Origin of the sequence: Microcoleus sp. K4-B3, assembly GCF_036704615.1 — a bacterium.
Taxonomy (GTDB): domain Bacteria; phylum Cyanobacteriota; class Cyanobacteriia; order Cyanobacteriales; family Microcoleaceae; genus Microcoleus.
In genome coordinates, this window is record NZ_JAUBSF010000084.1 from 1 (window position 1) to 21,598 (window position 21,598).

The 21,598-nt window shown below is 44.4% G+C and carries 12 protein-coding genes, 1 pseudogene and 1 CRISPR repeat array; of the genes and pseudogenes, 3 read left to right on the forward strand and 10 right to left on the reverse strand.

All coding sequences use genetic code 11. The annotated features are described in order from the left end of the window. Nucleotides 1–92: 92 nt before the first annotated feature. Nucleotides 93–521 (forward strand): annotated as a pseudogene (locus QUA78_RS25835) (glycosyltransferase); the annotation flags it as partial. Between the two features lie 83 nt (nucleotides 522–604). After that, nucleotides 605–8,121: direct repeats of the CRISPR family, unit length 37 nt; unit sequence GTTTCAATCCCTGATAGGGTTTTAGGTTTATTCCGGC. A gap of 251 nt (nucleotides 8,122–8,372) precedes the next feature. On the opposite strand, the gene cas2 reads toward QUA78_RS25835, so the two are convergent. From cas2 to cas3, 9 genes are all read right to left on the reverse strand, one after another. Beyond that, complete coding sequence (cas2, locus tag QUA78_RS25840; protein WP_333234702.1) at nucleotides 8,373–8,648, reverse strand: CRISPR-associated endonuclease Cas2; 276 nt, start codon at nucleotides 8,646–8,648, stop codon at nucleotides 8,373–8,375. A gap of 2 nt (nucleotides 8,649–8,650) precedes the next feature. Next, nucleotides 8,651–9,652: a type I-D CRISPR-associated endonuclease Cas1d gene (gene cas1d, locus QUA78_RS25845; RefSeq protein ID WP_333305428.1), complete on the reverse strand. Its 1,002-nt coding sequence runs from the start codon at nucleotides 9,650–9,652 to the stop codon at nucleotides 8,651–8,653. A 27-nt stretch (nucleotides 9,653–9,679) separates the two neighbouring features. Then, the gene (gene cas4, locus QUA78_RS25850) at nucleotides 9,680–10,273 is read right to left on the reverse strand and encodes a CRISPR-associated protein Cas4 (RefSeq protein WP_333305429.1); all 594 of its coding nucleotides are present in this window, start codon (nucleotides 10,271–10,273) and stop codon (nucleotides 9,680–9,682) included. A 141-nt stretch (nucleotides 10,274–10,414) separates the two neighbouring features. After that, the gene (gene cas6, locus QUA78_RS25855; RefSeq protein WP_333305431.1) at nucleotides 10,415–11,248 is read right to left on the reverse strand and encodes a CRISPR-associated endoribonuclease Cas6; all 834 of its coding nucleotides are present in this window, start codon (nucleotides 11,246–11,248) and stop codon (nucleotides 10,415–10,417) included. A 104-nt stretch (nucleotides 11,249–11,352) separates the two neighbouring features. Further along, nucleotides 11,353–12,060: a type I-D CRISPR-associated protein Cas5/Csc1 gene (gene cas5d, locus QUA78_RS25860; protein WP_333399100.1), complete on the reverse strand. Its 708-nt coding sequence runs from the start codon at nucleotides 12,058–12,060 to the stop codon at nucleotides 11,353–11,355. Nucleotides 12,061–12,065: 5 nt separating this feature from the next. Further along, complete coding sequence (gene cas7d, locus QUA78_RS25865) at nucleotides 12,066–13,079, reverse strand: type I-D CRISPR-associated protein Cas7/Csc2 (protein WP_333399101.1); 1,014 nt, start codon at nucleotides 13,077–13,079, stop codon at nucleotides 12,066–12,068. 81 nt (nucleotides 13,080–13,160) lie between these two features. Beyond that, nucleotides 13,161–16,532 (reverse strand): type I-D CRISPR-associated protein Cas10d/Csc3, encoded by a 3,372-nt coding sequence (gene cas10d / locus QUA78_RS25870; protein ID WP_333399102.1) that lies wholly within the window; start codon nucleotides 16,530–16,532, stop codon nucleotides 13,161–13,163. A gap of 156 nt (nucleotides 16,533–16,688) precedes the next feature. Continuing rightward, nucleotides 16,689–16,916 carry a hypothetical protein gene (locus tag QUA78_RS25875; protein ID WP_333399103.1) on the reverse strand — a complete coding sequence of 76 codons (228 nt, stop codon included), beginning with the start codon at nucleotides 16,914–16,916 and terminating at the stop codon, nucleotides 16,689–16,691. A gap of 404 nt (nucleotides 16,917–17,320) precedes the next feature. Further along, nucleotides 17,321–19,501 (reverse strand): type I-D CRISPR-associated helicase Cas3', encoded by a 2,181-nt coding sequence (cas3, locus tag QUA78_RS25880; protein ID WP_333399104.1) that lies wholly within the window; start codon nucleotides 19,499–19,501, stop codon nucleotides 17,321–17,323. Between the two features lie 97 nt (nucleotides 19,502–19,598). Here cas3 and QUA78_RS25885 point away from each other — a divergent pair, with 97 nt between their 5' ends. Continuing rightward, entirely contained in the window at nucleotides 19,599–20,465 is an 867-nt protein-coding gene (locus QUA78_RS25885) for a WYL domain-containing protein (protein ID WP_333305879.1), read from the forward strand. Nucleotides 20,466–20,695: 230 nt separating this feature from the next. Here the strand turns inward: QUA78_RS25885 and QUA78_RS25890 are convergent, their stop codons facing one another. After that, nucleotides 20,696–20,911, reverse strand: coding sequence for a hypothetical protein (locus QUA78_RS25890; RefSeq protein WP_333305883.1), 216 nt, complete (start codon nucleotides 20,909–20,911; stop codon nucleotides 20,696–20,698). A 264-nt stretch (nucleotides 20,912–21,175) separates the two neighbouring features. Between QUA78_RS25890 and grxC the strand changes: the two genes are divergently transcribed. Continuing rightward, nucleotides 21,176–21,490: a glutaredoxin 3 gene (grxC, locus tag QUA78_RS25895; RefSeq protein ID WP_015178938.1), complete on the forward strand. Its 315-nt coding sequence runs from the start codon at nucleotides 21,176–21,178 to the stop codon at nucleotides 21,488–21,490. The last annotated feature ends 108 nt before the right edge of the window (nucleotides 21,491–21,598 follow it).

Genomic DNA, 21,598 nt, shown 5'->3' on the forward strand with positions numbered 1-21,598 from the left:
TTTTTGAGCAACAGCTTGCCTTCTGTTAAAAGGCAGCTACTTTTAGCTGTGACCATTTTTTAGTCTAAACTCCAGTTTATACTGGCAGCCAGCTATCTTTTGCTCAAATAGCTGAGTTTTACCAAGCAGCAGATGCTTATGTTTCTCCTTATTTGGCAGAAGGTTTTAATCTGCCGGTGTTGGAAGCTGCTGCTTGCGGTTTGCCGGTTATTTGCACGGAGGGCGGCCCTACGGATGATTTTACGCGATCGGACTTTGCACTGCAAATAGAGAGTAAATTGACGGCTGTGGCGAGTGATGGGGAAACTTTATTTATCTTAGCTCCTGAGTGGGAACATTTGACTGATTTGATGCGCATAGCGATCGAGCAGCCTGTTATAGCTGCGAAAGCTAGGGTTGCGGGTCCGGGTTTTGTTGCTGAAAATTTTACTTGGAGGCGTGTAGTCGATCGATTGTTTGAGGTTATGGGAGGAGAGAGAAAGAGAGAGGAGAAATCTATTTTTAAGCCAATAATTTTGTAGTTTGGGCGTTTCAAGCCCTAGATGGGGAAATAGGTTTATTCCGGCTTTGGCGGTTCTTCCTTACGACGGGCGATCGCCTGCAAGTTTCAATCCCTGATAGGGTTTTAGGTTTATTCCGGCTCTACCCCAATACCTCCATTGTTGGCTCCGAAATTAGTTTCAATCCCTGATAGGGTTTTAGGTTTATTCCGGCCATCAAAAAACAACTTGTAGAGGGTCACCCGAACTTGTTTCAATCCCTGATAGGGTTTTAGGTTTATTCCGGCTTAAGCGATTTAACTACTTCAACCTGTACGCCTCGTTTCAATCCCTGATAGGGTTTTAGGTTTATTCCGGCATAAAAGTAAGTAAATTGGCGCTGACAAAATGTGCTGAGTTTCAATCCCTGATAGGGTTTTAGGTTTATTCCGGCTGAAAGAAATTCCTGCTTTCCGTATAAAAAATAAAGTTTCAATCCCTGATAGGGTTTTAGGTTTATTCCGGCAGGGCGATCGTCCGGTTCCCGGTATCGGCATATTTAGCGTTTCAATCCCTGATAGGGTTTTAGGTTTATTCCGGCTCTTTTTCTAAAGCCGTCTCCATTACCTCGCCTTTGTTTCAATCCCTGATAGGGTTTTAGGTTTATTCCGGCGCTAGCCCCGCCGGAACAGGTGCAGCCGACGATACGTTTCAATCCCTGATAGGGTTTTAGGTTTATTCCGGCTCAGCTCGAAGCGATGGAGTTGGGAGAGTAAAATCACAGTTTCAATCCCTGATAGGGTTTTAGGTTTATTCCGGCTGGAAGCGTCGTTGCAGCAGGTATCTAAGGCTGTTCCGTTTCAATCCCTGATAGGGTTTTAGGTTTATTCCGGCTTTGACCTTTAATTTGAGAGCAGCGTCAGCGGGACGTTTCAATCCCTGATAGGGTTTTAGGTTTATTCCGGCTTTCCTTTGGTGTTGGCTTTGCGGATGATGAGTTCAGGTCTGTTTCAATCCCTGATAGGGTTTTAGGTTTATTCCGGCCAAAGAGTGATAAAGGTATGGCGAGTGTAATAAGAGTTTCAATCCCTGATAGGGTTTTAGGTTTATTCCGGCTCAAGATACTTCGCCTGATGCAGAATTGGCTATATTTGGTTTCAATCCCTGATAGGGTTTTAGGTTTATTCCGGCAGAAGCTCGGTATGTTTACCGCACCGATTACAAGTTTCAATCCCTGATAGGGTTTTAGGTTTATTCCGGCGCTTTAGCCTGTCATTTTTAGCCTATAAACTGTTTGGGGTTTCAATCCCTGATAGGGTTTTAGGTTTATTCCGGCTTAGGTGCGCTTAAGATACCTATCGTCCCGATTACCTGGTTTCAATCCCTGATAGGGTTTTAGGTTTATTCCGGCTTTCAATCATACCAACTGGCGAAGAAGAAGTATATGTTTCAATCCCTGATAGGGTTTTAGGTTTATTCCGGCCTGATTGCATTGTTTTGATGTTGGAAACAGCGTTGTTGGGTTTCAATCCCTGATAGGGTTTTAGGTTTATTCCGGCACCCACTGTCTTGCCGGTTGGGCGCTTCCTGCGGTTGGTTTCAATCCCTGATAGGGTTTTAGGTTTATTCCGGCTCTCTTGCTTAGAACCAATAAGTCTAAGAGCAGCAGTAGGTTTCAATCCCTGATAGGGTTTTAGGTTTATTCCGGCGAGAATCAACACCAGACTTAGAAATAGAATCAGCAAGGTTTCAATCCCTGATAGGGTTTTAGGTTTATTCCGGCGGCAGCATTGGCAACCACATCTATAAATGAATCATAGTTTCAATCCCTGATAGGGTTTTAGGTTTATTCCGGCAGTGATATCCCTAAGTATTTTGGGAATTCTGCTAAAAGCTTGTTTCAATCCCTGATAGGGTTTTAGGTTTATTCCGGCTGGCATTCCTGTCAGTGTGGAGAGTCTTTAGATCGAGTTTCAATCCCTGATAGGGTTTTAGGTTTATTCCGGCTTCAGGCACCCCCAGTTTTTTGGCGTGAGCGTTCTCGTAATCGTTTCAATCCCTGATAGGGTTTTAGGTTTATTCCGGCAGAAATGGCCTATGGCTGCTCTTAATTTCAATGGGTTTCAATCCCTGATAGGGTTTTAGGTTTATTCCGGCCTTAAGGGAGTATTTCAAATATGGCAATTAGATTTGTTTCAATCCCTGATAGGGTTTTAGGTTTATTCCGGCCCGATCCCGAAGTCAAGGGAGCTTCCCCTGAGCTAAGTTTCAATCCCTGATAGGGTTTTAGGTTTATTCCGGCACCCGGTCAACTCAGTCTCGATCTCGCCTCGTGCGTTTCAATCCCTGATAGGGTTTTAGGTTTATTCCGGCCCGGCTGCAAATCTTTGGATCTCCCACAAAAGCCCCGTTTTGTTTCAATCCCTGATAGGGTTTTAGGTTTATTCCGGCCGGCACAGCTATGAAAATTTTCTCGAAAGTAGGCAAACGTTTCAATCCCTGATAGGGTTTTAGGTTTATTCCGGCACTATACAGAGGTCGGGCCACTACCAGTGCAAGATGTTTCAATCCCTGATAGGGTTTTAGGTTTATTCCGGCTCGAACAGGACAAAAACGGCAACACTCACCCGAGTTTCAATCCCTGATAGGGTTTTAGGTTTATTCCGGCCCCAATTGTTGCCGGTAAAGGCTTGGCAAAAGTCGTGTTTCAATCCCTGATAGGGTTTTAGGTTTATTCCGGCTTCTGCTTGCGGTTGGGCGATCGCCCGCTCTGTTTCGTTTCAATCCCTGATAGGGTTTTAGGTTTATTCCGGCCTGGCGATCGCTACGTCGAAACAGTTACAGTTATCGAGTTTCAATCCCTGATAGGGTTTTAGGTTTATTCCGGCATTATATGGCTATTGCCAAAAACTGGGAGATTGTAGAAGCAAAGTTTCAATCCCTGATAGGGTTTTAGGTTTATTCCGGCTTTAAAACCGTTGGTGTTGGCTGGTGGCAATTGTTTAAGTTTCAATCCCTGATAGGGTTTTAGGTTTATTCCGGCCCGGAACGCAGCTAAGGTGCGGCCGGAAAAAGACAGTTTCAATCCCTGATAGGGTTTTAGGTTTATTCCGGCCTTCGTTCCCGGTTGCTTCGCGGGTAAGGCTACCGTCTGGTTTCAATCCCTGATAGGGTTTTAGGTTTATTCCGGCGGTTCGATTTTAAGCATTCGGAAGTCGAAGTTACTGTTTCAATCCCTGATAGGGTTTTAGGTTTATTCCGGCCCATTTTTTTTTTCTACAGGTTTGTCGCCCTGTGAAGTTTCAATCCCTGATAGGGTTTTAGGTTTATTCCGGCTATAACGCTCCTCATAAATGGACTGATGCTTTTGGAAAGTTTCAATCCCTGATAGGGTTTTAGGTTTATTCCGGCGCCAATTTTGAGGCACGGCGTAGAAGTGCAAGTAGTTAACGTTTCAATCCCTGATAGGGTTTTAGGTTTATTCCGGCTGTAAAGAAAACCTTAAGCCAGGTATATTACGCGGTAGTTTCAATCCCTGATAGGGTTTTAGGTTTATTCCGGCATATTTACTAATTCACTAATTGCTGACACCAAAATCAGTTTCAATCCCTGATAGGGTTTTAGGTTTATTCCGGCGCAGGATTCCAGGGTTCCAAAGGATAGATATGCAGTTTCAATCCCTGATAGGGTTTTAGGTTTATTCCGGCTCGGAGTTCGCTTTTCCGAATTCAGAGTTCGTTTTTCCGGTTTCAATCCCTGATAGGGTTTTAGGTTTATTCCGGCGCGGAGCTGGAATCTTATGAGAAAAATGCCAACCCAAGTTTCAATCCCTGATAGGGTTTTAGGTTTATTCCGGCTTTTGTTTTGCTTTTTGTTCAAACTTGTGCCAATCTGCAGTTTCAATCCCTGATAGGGTTTTAGGTTTATTCCGGCTAGTAGGTTGTAGCCCAGATATGCCAAAAATTCCGTTTCAATCCCTGATAGGGTTTTAGGTTTATTCCGGCGTGCGATCGCTTCCTTCCCCAAGCATTCAAACATCCAGTTTCAATCCCTGATAGGGTTTTAGGTTTATTCCGGCTCAAGATGCGCCTATCCGTGGCGACGGCAGAGACCAGTGTTTCAATCCCTGATAGGGTTTTAGGTTTATTCCGGCTCGAGCCCCGTCTGTCCCGTTCCCCTCTGGTAAGTTTCAATCCCTGATAGGGTTTTAGGTTTATTCCGGCTGTTCCATCGGGTAATCGACGAATTGTATATTTGTTTCAATCCCTGATAGGGTTTTAGGTTTATTCCGGCACTCTACCTGCGGGTTTGGTGGTAGTACCTTTGAGTTTCAATCCCTGATAGGGTTTTAGGTTTATTCCGGCACGAACTCAAAGAAATCGCTGATTTTCTTCTCAACAAATTGTTTCAATCCCTGATAGGGTTTTAGGTTTATTCCGGCTAGATTGATACTTTTTTAAAGTTGGATCGAAATGCCCAGTTTCAATCCCTGATAGGGTTTTAGGTTTATTCCGGCTCGATCGCACCGTCAGCCACAAGCTGGCGCACAATGCCCGTTTCAATCCCTGATAGGGTTTTAGGTTTATTCCGGCTGCAGCCTGTGCGTCTTGGGTTTCGGTAACGCCTAACGCACAATGCCCGTTTCAATCCCTGATAGGGTTTTAGGTTTATTCCGGCTCGAATAAACGCCGATCAGGTTGATATAGATCAAAGCAAGTAAAGTTTCAATCCCTGATAGGGTTTTAGGTTTATTCCGGCACACACGATCGCGTTAGACGATGCTCAGTTTAAGTTTCAATCCCTGATAGGGTTTTAGGTTTATTCCGGCTAGTCGTTGGTCTTGTGCGATCGACGCAAAAGTTTGGTTTCAATCCCTGATAGGGTTTTAGGTTTATTCCGGCAAAACCCCAAGGAGTTTCAATATTAATCATGTCGTTTCAATCCCTGATAGGGTTTTAGGTTTATTCCGGCGTAGCTCTCGTTTGGGCGTAATCTCATAGTATCAAATGTGTTTCAATCCCTGATAGGGTTTTAGGTTTATTCCGGCTTGAAAATGAAAAATTGTACATTGAATGGCAAGAAGTTTCAATCCCTGATAGGGTTTTAGGTTTATTCCGGCCTGGCAGTTAAACAAAACTACAGTCAAGTATTACCTGTTTCAATCCCTGATAGGGTTTTAGGTTTATTCCGGCCCGGCTAGCTGACTTCTGATGGCTGCCATTTGAGTGTCAAAGTTTCAATCCCTGATAGGGTTTTAGGTTTATTCCGGCTCTCTCGCGGTGAAATGCGAGGTTAACTACGTGGTCAGCGTTTCAATCCCTGATAGGGTTTTAGGTTTATTCCGGCTCATACGGAAACCTTGTCCCCAAAACAACAATTTTGTTTCAATCCCTGATAGGGTTTTAGGTTTATTCCGGCGTGATGCTCTTTCAGAGATGACTGAAGCTTGGGATAGATTGTTTCAATCCCTGATAGGGTTTTAGGTTTATTCCGGCAAGTGAATTATTACAAAATGATTCTAAGCGATATGTTTCAATCCCTGATAGGGTTTTAGGTTTATTCCGGCCTAATCATTACATTTTTGGAGCATCAGTTTATTAATCGTTTCAATCCCTGATAGGGTTTTAGGTTTATTCCGGCATCTTCACTTTAGGTTCTGGGGCAGGCTCAAATTGCCCGTTTCAATCCCTGATAGGGTTTTAGGTTTATTCCGGCAGTTGTTGTATCAAGACAAGGTAGCGGAGAAATTAACGTTTCAATCCCTGATAGGGTTTTAGGTTTATTCCGGCTTTAGCAAAATAATCATCATCCATTTGCATCAAGCCGGGTTTCAATCCCTGATAGGGTTTTAGGTTTATTCCGGCCTAGATTTAATCAGTGCAGAAAGAGAGGAATTGGTTTCAATCCCTGATAGGGTTTTAGGTTTATTCCGGCTATCCCCACGAATCCGCCTCAAAATACCCTCAAAGTTTCAATCCCTGATAGGGTTTTAGGTTTATTCCGGCACGATCGCCTCCTCAAAGCTAATCGATTTACAATCGGGTTTGTTTCAATCCCTGATAGGGTTTTAGGTTTATTCCGGCTTGTACGTCCTGACGGTTCTCCAGTTAGCCACCAGGTTTCAATCCCTGATAGGGTTTTAGGTTTATTCCGGCCCGTGTTTGTAGTCGCGCAGGAAATAGGCTATTTGTCGATCGTTTCAATCCCTGATAGGGTTTTAGGTTTATTCCGGCGTTCGTGGATATTTTGGCGTAAACCAACACTGGGGGTATGTTTCAATCCCTGATAGGGTTTTAGGTTTATTCCGGCCTAAGCATTCCCATTAGGGAAACACAAACCTCAAGTTTCAATCCCTGATAGGGTTTTAGGTTTATTCCGGCCTATGGGTTTACACGCTCCCTTCTGTTCTTTCCCTGGTTTCAATCCCTGATAGGGTTTTAGGTTTATTCCGGCAGTAGCTCTAGGCTTTTACAATTTACTGCCAATGTCGTGAGTTTCAATCCCTGATAGGGTTTTAGGTTTATTCCGGCTTGAACTAGGCGAACGGCGGTTAATTCAGTCGCCAGAAGTTTCAATCCCTGATAGGGTTTTAGGTTTATTCCGGCGCGGCACAGCATCAAGCATCCTGCTTTTTTCTCACCTTCAGCAAACTTGTTTCAATCCCTGATAGGGTTTTAGGTTTATTCCGGCCTTGCACGGCATCCTGCTGTTTAATGTGCAACTCAGTTTCAATCCCTGATAGGGTTTTAGGTTTATTCCGGCTGGAATGCCACTATATCGAATGATATCGCTGGTTATAGTTTCAATCCCTGATAGGGTTTTAGGTTTATTCCGGCTTAATATATTGCCGATTCCTCCCGCAAAAGTGGGCCAGTTTCAATCCCTGATAGGGTTTTAGGTTTATTCCGGCTTAGCCCTTGCCTAGCATACGTTTCAGCTCTTTGTATCAAGTTTCAATCCCTGATAGGGTTTTAGGTTTATTCCGGCCAAAAGAAATATAGCAGAGATTGCTATCAGTTGCGTTTCAATCCCTGATAGGGTTTTAGGTTTATTCCGGCCTTATTTTTGCTGTTAATCCCCTTTACCTCTTTAGTTTCAATCCCTGATAGGGTTTTAGGTTTATTCCGGCTTTGAGTTTTAATCATTCCTCCTAATTCTTCAGGTTTCAATCCCTGATAGGGTTTTAGGTTTATTCCGGCTCATTTGAGTTTTAATCATTCCTCCTAATTCTTCAGGTTTCAATCCCTGATAGGGTTTTAGGTTTATTCCGGCAAAGCGCGCTGTGGAGAATTACTATAAAAGATATTGGATGTTTCAATCCCTGATAGGGTTTTAGGTTTATTCCGGCCTAAGTTACCTAAAGGATTAGGTAACTCTTCCTTTTGTTTGTTTCAATCCCTGATAGGGTTTTAGGTTTATTCCGGCTCTCAGGAGAATAGAGCCTAAGCCCAGGGCTGGGTTTCAATCCCTGATAGGGTTTTAGGTTTATTCCGGCACGGCTCGATATTTGTCGATTCAGTAATTACGCCGATGGTTTCAATCCCTGATAGGGTTTTAGGTTTATTCCGGCGGGTGAAATTCAAGGTAACAACTTTGTAATTAAACGTTTCAATCCCTGATAGGGTTTTAGGTTTATTCCGGCAGCCCGTTCCAGAAGCCTTGCTGTATTTGGTTTTCAAGGTGCAGTTCCGTGAATCTAAAACAAAAGTACCATTCCAGCCTGCGGCTTGTCAATACCAAAAATTTCATACTCACTCCAAAACCTTATCCTCTAAAGCTTTCAGACTTTCCGTGAATCGTTTTTTCATAGGAGGGGCATCAAAGTCTTGCTGCACATGAGTTTGAGCCGAAAAATTTGATACCCCGATTTTAACACCTACCCATTCACGGAAACTAAGCAAAAAATATTGTGCGATCGACTGGCACTACCCCACCAATGCGTTCGATCTTACCCTGACAGCAAGCGCACAGCGGGAAAAACAAAATACTGTCTTCGTTCGGTTTGATGACTTTGTTCAGGCGCGATCGCAACTTAGCATACTGAGTCTCGCTCAAATCAGCACACTCGAACACACTGTACTGCATCCACTGCCCATAGGATTTCAGCATTTTGTGAATCTTTGTCCGGCGCTTATCTTCCGAAATATCGTAAGAAATCAGAATGTGCATATCTAGTACAAAACTAAAGGTGGATATTGGTCAATTTCGCCCATCAAATATTTCGCCAACAGCCGCCCTTGAATTTCAAAAGCTTCTTGATAGGTGCACTTGCGTTTCAAAACAGGATGCTTAAACTCAGACTGCTTTTTCTTTTCATACAACTTCAGAAACTCTTTCCGTCCCGTTTCCGACAGTCGCACCACATTACTCAGAGGTTCCACAGTAAAATCATTCAGCGTCAGAATCCGGCGGTTAATCGCATTCAAAATGATACTGTCTGCTACCAAAGGGCGGAACTCTTCCATCAAATCAAATGCTAAACCCACGCGGCCGTAGCGCTGCATATGAAGGTATCCTAAATAAGGGTCAAATCCCACAATATTAATCGCACTTTGCACATCGTGACGCAGCAGCGTGTAAGCAAAATTCATCAAAGAATTCACCGGATCGGTAGCAGGGCGGTGTCGCGGTCGAAACACAAAGCCTTCCGCGCGAATTAATTGGTTGAAAACCCTGAAATATGCCGCACTTCCAGCACCTTCCTGTGCGCGCAAGGAGTCAATATTGTCAGTTTTGTCAAGTTTGGCGATCGCATTGGAAATCTGCATAATTGCCGAAGCTAAATTGATTTCCGAATGTTCCCGCTGAGTTTGAGATAAACTGGTGCGATAATTCTTCAATTTACCCCGAATAAAACCCCGGACAACATGAATAGCTTGAGGAGTTTCCCCGGCCGCTTTCCACTGAGCATTGCGAACGAAAATGTTTTTACTTAATTCGGGTTCCAGCTTACCCAAATAGTGACCCGTATCGGTGATAAAAGTCAGAGGAATTTTCCGTTGTAGCAATTCTGCGATCGCCGCCGGGGAAATAGTCGCCCGTCCCAAAATCACCACTCCATCTAAATGAATCAAAGGCACATCCTGTAACATTTGATTCTTTGCCTTGACATTGAGGCGTTCATCTGTTTTGCCGATAAACACATCATCTTGATTGATATACAGTGTTCCCACGATTGACTCCTAAATTTGTAGTTTGGATTAATTAGCTTCTTGGTAGCGCAGGACTTTCTCAGCAGCTTGTGGCAAACATTGCTGATAAAGGCTGCAACCTTGACAGCGTTTGCTATAATTAGGTCGAGGCATTGTGCCTGTTTGCAGCAAAAATTGGATAGCGGTGATAGTGGCGATCGCCTCTTGTCTCAATTGCTCAGAAATCTCGACTAATTGCCGCTGATGCGACTGCGCGTAATACACATATCCAGTTGCAATAGTTTTCCCTGTCATCTCCTCCAAACAAAGCGCTTGGGCGCAAACTTGCAACTCGTCGTTATCCCATTCTCCCTTCCGTCCTCGCTTGTATTCCACGGGATAAATTTCGCCCTCAGCCGACTCAATCAAATCCGATTTCCCAATCAGTTTGTAGCGCTCAGACTTCAGCCAAATCGCCCGAACCTGCCAAGTTTCATCGCGGTTAATCTCGCCCATCCTGTGAACGCGATCGTGCAAACTCGTCCCTTCTATGGTATACTGATTCTCCGCAAATTCCCCCGCACAAAACATCCGCCAACAGCGGTGAGCGCAATAGGAATACTGGTTGAGAGATGCGATCGAAATGTAATCAAAATCGTTCATGATTGTAATGGTTTGTAATAGATTGGTAATTGAGAACTAGCAACAGGGAAGATGCCTGTTCCACAAGAGTTTAGTGTTATTGTGGAACAGGCATCTTGCCCGCCCCGGAAATCCGGCATCTTGCCCGCCCTCAAAATCCGTTTAACCCTTATTAACAACAATCCGCCGAGTCATTCCCATCCCCATCGGAGTTTTTCTCCCCACCCCGCAGTAAACAGCAAAATCAGCCAAAGCATTAATTTGCTTAATCACTAAAGGCTCCACATCTCCCAAAATCCGATAACTAACCTCCCCAACCATGCCGACAAAATCGCTTTGATAGTTAGTCAATATTTCACTTCGGATATTGACAAATGTCGAAAAAAGTGCATCGAAGGAAAGATCTGGAATTGCGATCGGGCTGTACTTGTTCCACCGACTGAGGAGACTGTTAAAAACGCAGTCTCTAGTAGGAATTACTGAATCAAATTTGCCCTGTCGAAAGGTAGTAGGAGTCGCAAAACTGAAGGCAATTAAGCGATTAGTTTCCGAAGCGCGATCGTACAATTGAGAGTAATCGCAAGCATTAGCCCAAGGCTGATCTACTTGGGGCGTTCCGAGAATCTTAGTAATCATCAAATCGGCGGGCCCTAGATGCCACGGCTTCGACGGATTGAGGTTCAGCCAAAGATTAGTTAATTTGCTGAATAAAGTGTCATCAAGCAGGGTAATTCGCCACCAACAGAGGGTATGTTCTGGAATCGGTTCTGTGTGTTCCCATTGCAGGAAATGGTGTTTTTTGAAAGGGCATTTTTTAGTTTGCAAAGGGCTGAGGGTGAAAGATTTTTGGGCGGTGGCATCGTGGAGGCGATCGCCGAGTTTTTTGTCAACGGAGCTCACGAGGGTGAGGAAGAGGGCGTGCAGGTGTCTTCCGGTGAGGTATCCGGGGGGAATCGGGGCCAGGGGAAGGATGTTGAGGACTAGGCTGTGTGGCATATTGGTTAATGGTTAATGGTTAAAATTGGTTTAATTTCTCGTTCCTAAGTTTTATCGTTCCCAGGTAGAACCTGGGAACGCATTTCTAGAGGCTCGGCATCCTATTAATCGGCCCGAAAGCGGTATTCCATACACGCCGGAATTTTGAGTTTTTCAAACTCGTAATATCGCCCTAGGATTTTGACATTTTGGATGAGGCTAACCGGAGGCATATTAACCACATCGTAGCTAATCACTTGATGGGAAAACATCACATCTAAAGGGTTGAGAAGATAGGGAAAGATGAAGTCTGTTGCTGAGGGCGAGCGCTTCACTTCCTTCTGTTCTACAATTTCGACTGCTGCTTTGCTCATCCACTTTCCCAAACGTATCCACTTGGCCAGTTTGAGAGGGTTTTCTGAGATTATGAAAAACTCAAATTTGCTTTCCGGCGCGATTTCTTTTGTTCTGCCAAAACTAGGGATATTTTTCTGGGTTTTATCCATCTCGACGTGATAGTTATTGTTGGCGTATTTCCAAGTGTTGAGAGTGGAGGAGTGAGAAATAGAACGCGCCGGAGTAACATAAATCCCCTGTTGGTTGAGCGCCGTTAAATGCGGCTCGTATTTAGGGATTTGTTCGGGACAGAAATAGCGATAGGAATCTTCTTCAGAAACGGTGGTGGAATAGATTTCGCTATCCACCAAACCGAGGGCGTAACAAAGCGCGTAATTGTGAATTACTGGCTCTGTTTCGTAAAGTCTCCCTATCTCGCGAGTTGCAAAATAAAGGCTATCGTGCAACTCGATTTGACAGCGGTAAATAAAAGTCATGGTTGTTACTCCGCTGCTGCTGTAGCTCCTGCCTTACCCTTGATATGCTTCTTCGCGTAAGCTTTAGCCTCGTCATCGGCTTTCTTCAACATTTTTTTGAGTTCATCTTCATTGCCAATAACAGCTTTAACCTCTGTCACTAATGGTGTAAACTTATCCCCAATAAAGTCTTCATGCACGATAAATTCCTCAGACAGTAACGTTTGGATAGCAGCCATAGCAGCCATAATCACATCATCTTCATTGAGAGGGTTGTTGGAATTAAGTTTATCGTCACCCTGCAATTTATCGTAAATTGCTTGCGTCCAGCGGAGGTTACTGGTAATTTCGCCGTCGGCAAATACGACACCAATTAACTCATTTCTGACTCGACCTGTGCGGGTGGTTTGAGCGCCATAGTGCCGCGTTCTGAGGATGTTGTTGAAAACATACAAAAAACTAGCTTCTGTAGGGTCTTTCAGGGTGACAATGCTAGGAAAGAAAATCTGGGGTTTGATGTGGTCTTGCTGATTGATGCGACTGGTAACTTCGCCTGGTTTGGAACCTGCTTCACCCTTAGATGCCATTGTGCCATTCTCAAAGGGAGCATTGAGGGTAAAAGTCTCGTGAGATTCATCAAAAGCGGTAATTGAAAATGCTGTGTCAACTACTACTTTAGATTTCTCTGAACCAGAGTCACCGATCGCAAATCCGTAGATAATGCAATCAGGATTATTCATTGCAAACTTGACATTGTATTCGCAATCTTCAGCGGTCATAAAACCATAGTTACGCAGCAACTCGCGACCCACTAAACGTTCTGGTGTAGATTGCTTGCGCTTAAACATGGTAAGGCGGCTGATAGGTTTTTGGTCTTCAATTCCGGCCCTGACTCGCGCTTTATTCAGTTCTCCATCTGTCTGAAAGAGAGGATAAGATTCTGTCACTCGTACAGTCAGGAAATGGGCATATTTTCCCATTGGTTTGTAAGGGATGCTGGCATGAAATAATTTAGCATCAAGGGTTTTCAAGAAAGGCATGATTTGTCTCCTAAGTGAAATTTTTAGTTAAAATGTTACTGGTGCAAATTGCGTGTAGCTTGTCAAACACTAGCTTCAGCTTTAATTGTCAGCTTCGTCCTCAGATTCGTCACCTGATTTGTCCTCTATAGCGCGATTTTCTTTGTCATTCTCTAAACGATAAAGGAATTCGCAAGTATCTCGGATTAGGTTGATTTGGCGGCCGGCTAAACGGGCCCGATCGCTCGCAAATGATTTCTCAAATACCTCCTCAACAAAGTAGCGAGCAAACTCTAAAATTGCCTCTCGTTCTTTCTCCCGCTTGCTAAAAATCCAGCGTCCTTCCGCAGTAGAAGAGTGAACGCGATCCATGAGCTTTGAAACTTCAGCAGCAACAGCCAACACTAAAGATTCACATTGAAAACTACGATCGGCTTCAAGGATAGTTTTAGAAGCAATGTCAATCGGTTTCAGTACAGCATTTGCCTTGGGATTGTATCGCTTATTTGCACGGTAAAATCTGCGATATAATTCCGTCAATTTTTGGGGGTGGTTTAAACTTGATGCGGTTGTCACAGTCAATCGTTCCTCTTCATGATTATAGTGGGCATAGGAGTCAAAGCAAGGGTAAAAATGATAAGCATAAAGCTTGATTTTTTGAATTGATGCCGTTTCATTTTTCTGTTTGCGAACCCATTGATTTAGGTAGCTAAACACATAAAGCGGGCTGGTTTCAAAATCCTTGGCGAGCTCAGTTAATTTACCCCAGTTGGAGTCATAGCCGGACTTCCCCTGTTTCGCATTAACATCAAGGTGAATGGCATAAGCAGCAGTTAAGACATTTAGAGGTGCAGGATAAGATTTGCCGTTTTCCTCCCAACCTTCTAGGATATAGTCGAGGCGGAAGCGATCGCGCTTCGTCAACACCCTAAAAGCTTGGGGTATACTGTCAAGAAATACGCTTTCTTCAAATTCCGCACCGTCATTAAATGGTGGAATTGGCGACTCGGAAACTACGGTTTTGACATCCAGAATCATCGGGAAGGCAAAAGCTAACCAAGTTGGCATTACCCAAGATTCAGTATCAGTTGCATCTCGGCCGGGGGGAAGCGCCATGAAGTAAAATGTTAGAGGTTGGTCTTCGGGATAGGAAAGTTTGAAGGTGCGGTCTTTTCCTGGTTCGATGTTTTCATCTATGAGGAAAGCATCGATGCTTTGGTAGCGATCGCGTCCAAAATCTGCTTGCAAATCCTTGCTGATAAAATGATTGCGAATGCTGGTATCAAAGCGGGTTTGGGCAATGCTAGTGTAGGCTTTTTGCAGAAACTTATTTGTCTCTGGGGTGAAGTAATATGTGGGATAAAAATAGAGATAGCGATATTTGCCATCTTCAAATTTTTTGCCCACAGCTTGAGTTTGATTCATTAAAATTTGCCTCAGCATCATTTCCAAACCTGCAATACTAGAAATATTGCGTTTGGCGTTAGAACCTCCCAACATTTGTTTGTTAGTGTAAACTTGAGGGGTGAACAAAACGGCTGATTCCATTTGTTCTGTTACGGTGTAAGCTGAATGGGAAATCGAACAGATTAACTGTCTTCCTCTACCCTGTTTTTTAGCGAGTTGGTAGCGTTCCAACTCATCTAAAAATACGTCACTGGATGCTGTGCCCAATGGTGTCTTTCCGGGTAACATGAGAACCCGCGTTACCCACAGCCGCAAATCGTCCCAACCGTCGGGCAATTTGTACTGTGAAAGAATGGGTTTAATCATTTGGGAAATGTGGGCGATCGCCTGTTCGCAAACTTGCCGCACATCCTCAATTCCTGGGTGATGTTCTAGGTACTTTGCTGCTAAATAGTACCATTCGTAAGGAACGCCGCCTGTATTGCCTTTTAGTTTAAGTTCTTTCAGGCGTTCATTAATCCGTTGAATTTCTCTCAGGGCTGGCAGATATTCAGATAGGTTCCAAAACTTAGCAATTTCATCTACAATATCTAGATGAGGTAGTGCGGGTAGTTTTTTGTCTTTCTTGCGTGCAATTTCGATGGTATTAACTTGTTCTCCCCAAATCTTGCGACTCACTAAGTCGCCTAGTTCAGCAATCTGGTCGATCCGAATATCGTCCTCAAAATTGAATTTATAATCAGCAGATAAAACATCCTGACGCTGAAATTTTATCAGATTATCGCTGCGACTTTTGGCGACAGAGTTTTTTCCTATTTTGAGAATGCGTAAAGTAGCATCAACAGCAACTAGCATCAACTCTGACGTATCAAAAAACAGGTTATAATACTCGGCATATTTCATGCCTTTACCATCTCTACCAAAACCAGTTTGTCGGCGTTGCAATTGTCCGGCGCAGAGTTGTTTAATCTTGCTAACTACTCGTTTGGGTAAGTCTACAATTGAAATAGCAGGAGCATCCGATCGAGCTAAGTAAATTACACCTGTTGGTAGGTAAAGCAGTGGTTCGTAGTAGGTGCGATCGTCGGTATTCAGCGCCGTATGCACTTCCATTAAAGCGTTATTGACGACGTTAGTAAGTACGCCTCTGTTTTCAGCGATGCTGTGATAAGTGAATTTTAATTGCCCGCCGCTGAGGCTGTGGATTAACTCGTTTAGCCGGGTATTTTCTGCATCTTGGGGATGTTTGATAATAGATGCTAGGGAATCTGCTAAACAGGTCAAGTCTGAGAGACTGCGGAGTGTGCGATCGCGCAACACTGGATTTAACCCAAATTCGGAAAAATTCCAGTTAGTATCCCAACGCCGCTGAGCGTTGTAAGCAAGGCAGAGCAAATCGTCAATGTATTCTCGATAAGCATCTGGCGCGTCGGGATTGATGAAGCTATCTAGTCCTAACTGTCGCACTTTTTCATCAATAATTTGACGGTGCTGTTCTAGCGGTAACTTGCGACAATCGTTGGGGACATCGGGAAATTTTTCAAAGTCGTGGAGAATAAAGCCAGCAATTACTAACCGCCGTTCTTGTTCTCCTACGGATCGCCGCACGGTGGTGTCGAGTTTTTCTAACCGCTGTTCAATTAAATTAGCAGGAAATAATCCATTTAGCAGGTGAGTATTTAGGGACTGATCGGCTGCATTATGCCGTCTCACATTCTCTTTTCCTTGTTTTTTATCGAGATCGTCAAAAAATTTGCCGCCTTTGGCTGTGACGCCAATGGCAACTCGCAGCAGATTTGGCAAGACATATTCTGCGAAGTCTCCCATGACGCGATCGCCTGGATTTTGACTCTGAATGGCTTCTCGCAAGAGTTTGAGGGTTAGTAAGTCGCGAGTTTGAGGTTCGATTGTGCGATCGGACGTTTGAAAGTTTCCCCCTAATTCTTCATCTTGTAACCAGTCATCATCTGGATCATCCGATTGTTCAGAGTTCAAATTAACTGGGATATCAAAATTTAATGAGAGTTGTTGGTACTCTTCGTCTGGTTTTTGACGTTTTTTAGCCATTTTATGCCTCTAGAGAGTCTATGAAAGAACTCACTTATCTTTGATAGAAATTTTTGACAAAAAAGCTCTACAGGCTCTGATGTAGTTACACTAATCCTGTAGAGCCTAACTATTGAAAATTCGCAAAGTGCTACTATCTAGCACCTTTGAGATACCTTATTTAGCTCCTCGGAGGATTACTAAAAAGTCATAGACTTCTGCTTTGACCTCCTCTGACTCAAACTCATTTCTGTCCAGTGCAGTTTCTAATAAGTTCTGAGCTTTTTCCAGCAACTCAAAGGGTTGGCGATTTCTCCCTCGAACTTTCTTTTTGTTTTCCAAAAAAGGTTTCCGGGAATAGGGAATAAATAGCAAAGGACCTCCGTCACCAGAGCGTTTTGGCATTGTGAATGTCTCCTTTTGAGTTTTTACAGACTGGAAAGACTCACGGCTGCTGACTGCTAACAGCAGTAGAAGGCGGGCGTTATACCCCCACTCAAATAAAGTGACGCTAAAAACCGTTCTGTCTAAAGAACAAGAAGGGCTGCGATTACATATCTGTGTTCCTACTCGCGATCGTTGCTCACAGAGCCGCGAAGCTTTCCATGGTCTAAGTGTAAGCGATCTAAACATAGTTGTCATCCTTGCTATATTTATGTACTATGGTGTGGACAGGTAGAAAAAGCTTATTAATTTTTATTGAGAGCTTAACACCCTATTAGGGATTGAAAAAATTCGCTGCGCTCCTAATGGCGTTCGTTCCTCTATCTTTCTACCTGACTTAACCCCCCCTATTAGGGCTTGAACTTCTACGCAATCCATATTTCATCCCCCCTGCTCTTGAGCCAGTGGGCCAGCGTGTCCACCAACAGGGCCGACTGCCCAAAAGCTATAGAATAAGGTGCAGTCGCATCGTGGACACTGTACCGATCGCAAATCGGATAAATCTGAAAGTGTACCGGCAGTCGCAGGCGCGATCGTACTTCAGCCACCGGATAGCGCAGCACATAACAAACCAATGCTTGCTTCTTCAAACGCTTGTTGATTTCCCCGATCCAATAATTCTCAGGTTGCACAACCTCAATCCCCGTCAAAACCTGAACTTTCCAAGCAGCAGCATTTTCCTCTAAATTTCCCGAATAAGTAAATTTCCAATTCAGTCTTTCCTCCCGATAACTACGCAACTTCAAAAAAGCAAGACAATGTTTAAATCGACCTTTGGCGATCGGTTGTCCAAGGCGTTCAGATGTCTCGTTCAACATTCGCATAAATGCAGTTTCCGTCATCGGTTCTATTTCCAAATTGCTCAAAATTCCTGGTAAATCGTAAGTTTTAAATTTGTCTGCCTCATGGGAATCGGTTAAATCGCAAATGCCGCATTGCAGGGGACTAGAACCTCGAAAACTGCTAGCATCTTCAACTATTGGATTTCCTGTCTTATTACCCGATCGCTCTTGCCACTCTTTGCCCCACTGTTTAATATTACCTGCCACTTTCCCCAAGCTAGTTTTAAATACTTTTTGAGCAGCTTCCTGAAAAGCTTTCTGACTTGATGCGTACTGCTGTTTAATTGTCCTGTGCCCTAATTCCCAACAAATTTGAACTGACTGCACCGCACCCCACCGCGAATAATATCCCTCAAAATTGTTGATTTGGCGGTACTTTTCGCGAATTTGTTGATAGAAAAAAGGACGATCGTAAATTCCGTTAGACTCTAAAGTGGCAGTCTCACCCGCAAACAAGCGTTCGACTAAGAAATTAGGGGTGAGTGCGATGGCTGTGAAATTTTTAAACTGAATAAACTCTCCATTGCGATCGCACCCATCGTGTCGCCCCAACCTTCCCAATCTTTGGATGAAGTTGCCCGCATCGGCGGATTCAAAAATTAGCAAATTGATTTTGAAGTCTACCCCGACATCAATGGTGCTAGTACCGAGAACTAAGTCTGACGAGAGCGATCGCTCTTTTTCCGTCTTTCCCGACAAACCGGTATTTTCGCCAACAACTAAACCGTGAGGCGCGAACAATTCCCGAAAAAATGATGTCAGCCGCTTGACAGCAGCAATTGAATTCAGAATAATCGCTCCTTTATTTCCCGGATTGTTTTTAAAGTGAGTCAGGATGAGATTTGCGCTGTCTTTTAGCCAAGTTTCAGAAGCTTTTGAAGTTGGTTCTAGGGAAATGAAAGTCAGCGTACTTTCCCTCAATATCTGCCGCCAGGAGTCTGCTTTCAACTGTTCGATTTCAGCAGGGCGATCGGGAAACTGATATTTGCCTGCTTTTAAAGGGTCGATAGTTTGACAGCGAAACCCTGCTATTTCTAGTCTGCTAATTAATTGCTCGTCTGGAGTTGCTGACAAAAATACAAACTTTTTCCGGCGGTTTGTATTGCGAATTAATAACAGGGTGTTGATGACGCTGGCAATCTGAGGAGCCCCAAAAACATGAAATTCATCAAAAATGAATAGGTCAAAATCTTTGTCGATGCGACCCCACAGTTTATCGGGGCTATCTTCAGAGCTTAAATACGCTCCTCGGTGGAGATAGTGCAAGATATCAGGGTTAGTTAATAAAATCTCTGATTGACCTGTGCGAGATGCGATCGCGGCTGCTTTTCTCAGCTTTTCATTTTCTGCATAGATTTCTAATTCCGAGCCGCTAAGTCGCACAACGCGGGGTTGATGATCGGGTTGGAATTGTTCGATATAGCGCTGAATTTGAGTCTCCTGATCTCGCGCCAGTTCATTCGTCGGATATAGCGCCACTGCACAACAATTTGTCTGCAATGTTTCTAAAAAAGCGGCTAAACTTTTGCCATCGCTAGTGATAGCAGAGTTGAAAATGACATCAATATTGGGATTGCGCATTGCCTTTAAAGTTTCGGCTTGATGCCAAGAAAGAGTCCAACCTTCCGGTAATTTGACTTTCTTGGGAATTTCCGCAGCGGGACAGGAGTAAACGGATTTGAGGGTAATTTGGTAATCGGACATATGCTGAATCTGTGTCCGTAGAAAGTGGATATTTCTCATATTGACACCGACAATAGAGATAATCAAGCCTGTACAATGATAAAGTGTCCGTATATTTATGAGTCGCAAAGGTCAATCGATCACCCTATCGGTTTCTGAACGAGATAAAGCCCAGTTGGAAGCCTTGGCCCAAGAATTCGGGAAGACGTGGGGCGATCGCCCGAACATATCCAAACTGATAGAAGCGATCGCCCGCCGCCAACTGACGATCGCCCCCAACCACGACTGGCCCGAAACCCGCATCCAAGCCCTAGACATCGCCCGACAGCAATTGCTTGACTTGGGCAAAATTGATGAAGCGCTGGCAATTGCCCAATTGTTGAGCGATCGCAGCGAACTGACTCTCCCTTTCCGGGCCCAAATCGATCAGTTTTTGAGCAACCCATTACCTACTTGGCGGCAAAAAATCGATAATTTTATCCACAGACAGCAACCATTTCGCCTTTCCTATCGAGATGCAGCCGATCGCCTTTGGAGTTACACAGTCTTACACGCTCGGATTGTCCCTATTGAAAAGCGACAGTATTTAATGTGTCGCTGCGAAGAATCTGACGGAAATCAAGACGTACCGGGACTCGAACACAACTGGACGCTGCTGCTCGATCGCATTGAAGATGCTGCGGTGATGTCGGTCGATCGAACTTGGTTGCCCGATCTAGAGCGAATTTCCGTAGAATTTCACTTATTCGGCAGGCTTGCCTTTAACTACAGGCGAAAGCAAGGCGATGTGGAAGTCAGCGACTTAGAAGGCGATCCGCCAATTAGACGAGTCACCCGTCCGATTTTCAATACCTTCTGGTTTTTCCGCGAAATTGCCCCCTATTGGGAAGATTGCGCGATCGCCTCTCCAGACAGCGTGCGCGATCGATTCCAACAAAAACTGATCGACCTCTGCCGCCAGTACAACCTCGAAATCCGCGATTAGAACACCAGATCGAGGACACGGCAATGCCGTTTCCCTACGCAAATAACAGATTAGCCGTTCAAAAAAAAGCAGCCTTTACAGGCTGCTTTGACAAAAAAACCGTTGTTGAGTTAGAGGAGAAAACTTTAAATCGAATTCAAATTACCGCTGTTTCCACTCCTGCCTGAGTTTCCACTATTTTTATCTACCGCTGACTCACCTTGCCTTCAGAACAAAACTTCAAATCCCGATTAGAATGCTGCTGAAAGTTCGTTGACTATTTTCACCCGGCCTCTAAGTACCGCCCGCAGCAAGCGGTTGACACAGCCTCTGTCTTCGTCATTCAGAGAGTCGTCGAAGGTGGCGGCCATCAAACCGTAGCGATCGGCCAGAGTCAAAACGCCTGTATCGGTTACAGAAGCGAGGATTTCAGAGATAGCGCCGGGGAGGAGTTGTACGGGATGCATGGCAGTGCGGTTGAATTCGATATATTTATCATCTTCTGGTTTCCTGAAAAGATCGGTGATATTAATGAGGTCGCGAATGTGATTCTCTAGGGTGAAAGCAAGTGATCCGAGTAGAGTAAATGTGTGACTTGGGTCACAGCGCCACAGGTAGCCGCAGGCAATTCCATCCCGCGCCGATTTTTGGGTAGGACGTGGGACTGACGGCGTTTAGCTAAAATGATCGTTAATCCCCCAACCAGTTTAATTTTTACCCCTGTACCGAAAATGCTTGATTTTCTCAATCCCATCCTGGGCCGCAAGCCCGATCGCATCAAAGCCAATGTGGAAATCTATACTTGGCAAACCTGTCCCTACTGCATCCGGGCAAAAACTTTGCTGTGGTGGAAAGGCGTAAATTTCACGGAATACAAAATTGATGGCGATGAAGCCGCTAGAAAGGCAATGGCCGATCGCGCTAACGGACGCCGCAGCGTGCCGCAAATTTTCATTAACAACCAACACGTAGGCGGCTGCGATGACATTCACAAACTTGATGCAGAAGGACAGTTAGATCCGCTGCTAGCTCAACCAGCAGTTTAAACTGAGATATTGCTGCATTCCCAAGAACAGGCTTTCCGGCCTGTGAAGCGAAGAGTGAATTTTCTGCTTGTGGGGTGGGCCGGAAAGCCCGCCCGCGAAAGGCTTATT

Coding starts and splice junctions, on each gene's coding strand:
- cas2 (WP_333234702.1), bottom strand. CDS start 8,648: ATGCACATTCTGATTTCTTACGATATTTCGGAAGATAAGCGCCGGACA.
- cas4 (WP_333305429.1), bottom strand. CDS start 10,273: ATGAACGATTTTGATTACATTTCGATCGCATCTCTCAACCAGTATTCC.
- cas6 (WP_333305431.1), bottom strand. CDS start 11,248: ATGCCACACAGCCTAGTCCTCAACATCCTTCCCCTGGCCCCGATTCCC.
- cas5d (WP_333399100.1), bottom strand. CDS start 12,060: ATGACTTTTATTTACCGCTGTCAAATCGAGTTGCACGATAGCCTTTAT.
- cas7d (WP_333399101.1), bottom strand. CDS start 13,079: ATGCCTTTCTTGAAAACCCTTGATGCTAAATTATTTCATGCCAGCATC.
- cas10d (WP_333399102.1), bottom strand. CDS start 16,532: ATGGCTAAAAAACGTCAAAAACCAGACGAAGAGTACCAACAACTCTCA.
- QUA78_RS25875 (WP_333399103.1), bottom strand. CDS start 16,916: ATGCCAAAACGCTCTGGTGACGGAGGTCCTTTGCTATTTATTCCCTAT.
- cas3 (WP_333399104.1), bottom strand. CDS start 19,501: ATGTCCGATTACCAAATTACCCTCAAATCCGTTTACTCCTGTCCCGCT.
- QUA78_RS25885 (WP_333305879.1), top strand. CDS start 19,599: ATGAGTCGCAAAGGTCAATCGATCACCCTATCGGTTTCTGAACGAGAT.
- QUA78_RS25890 (WP_333305883.1), bottom strand. CDS start 20,911: ATGCATCCCGTACAACTCCTCCCCGGCGCTATCTCTGAAATCCTCGCT.
- grxC (WP_015178938.1), top strand. CDS start 21,176: ATGCTTGATTTTCTCAATCCCATCCTGGGCCGCAAGCCCGATCGCATC.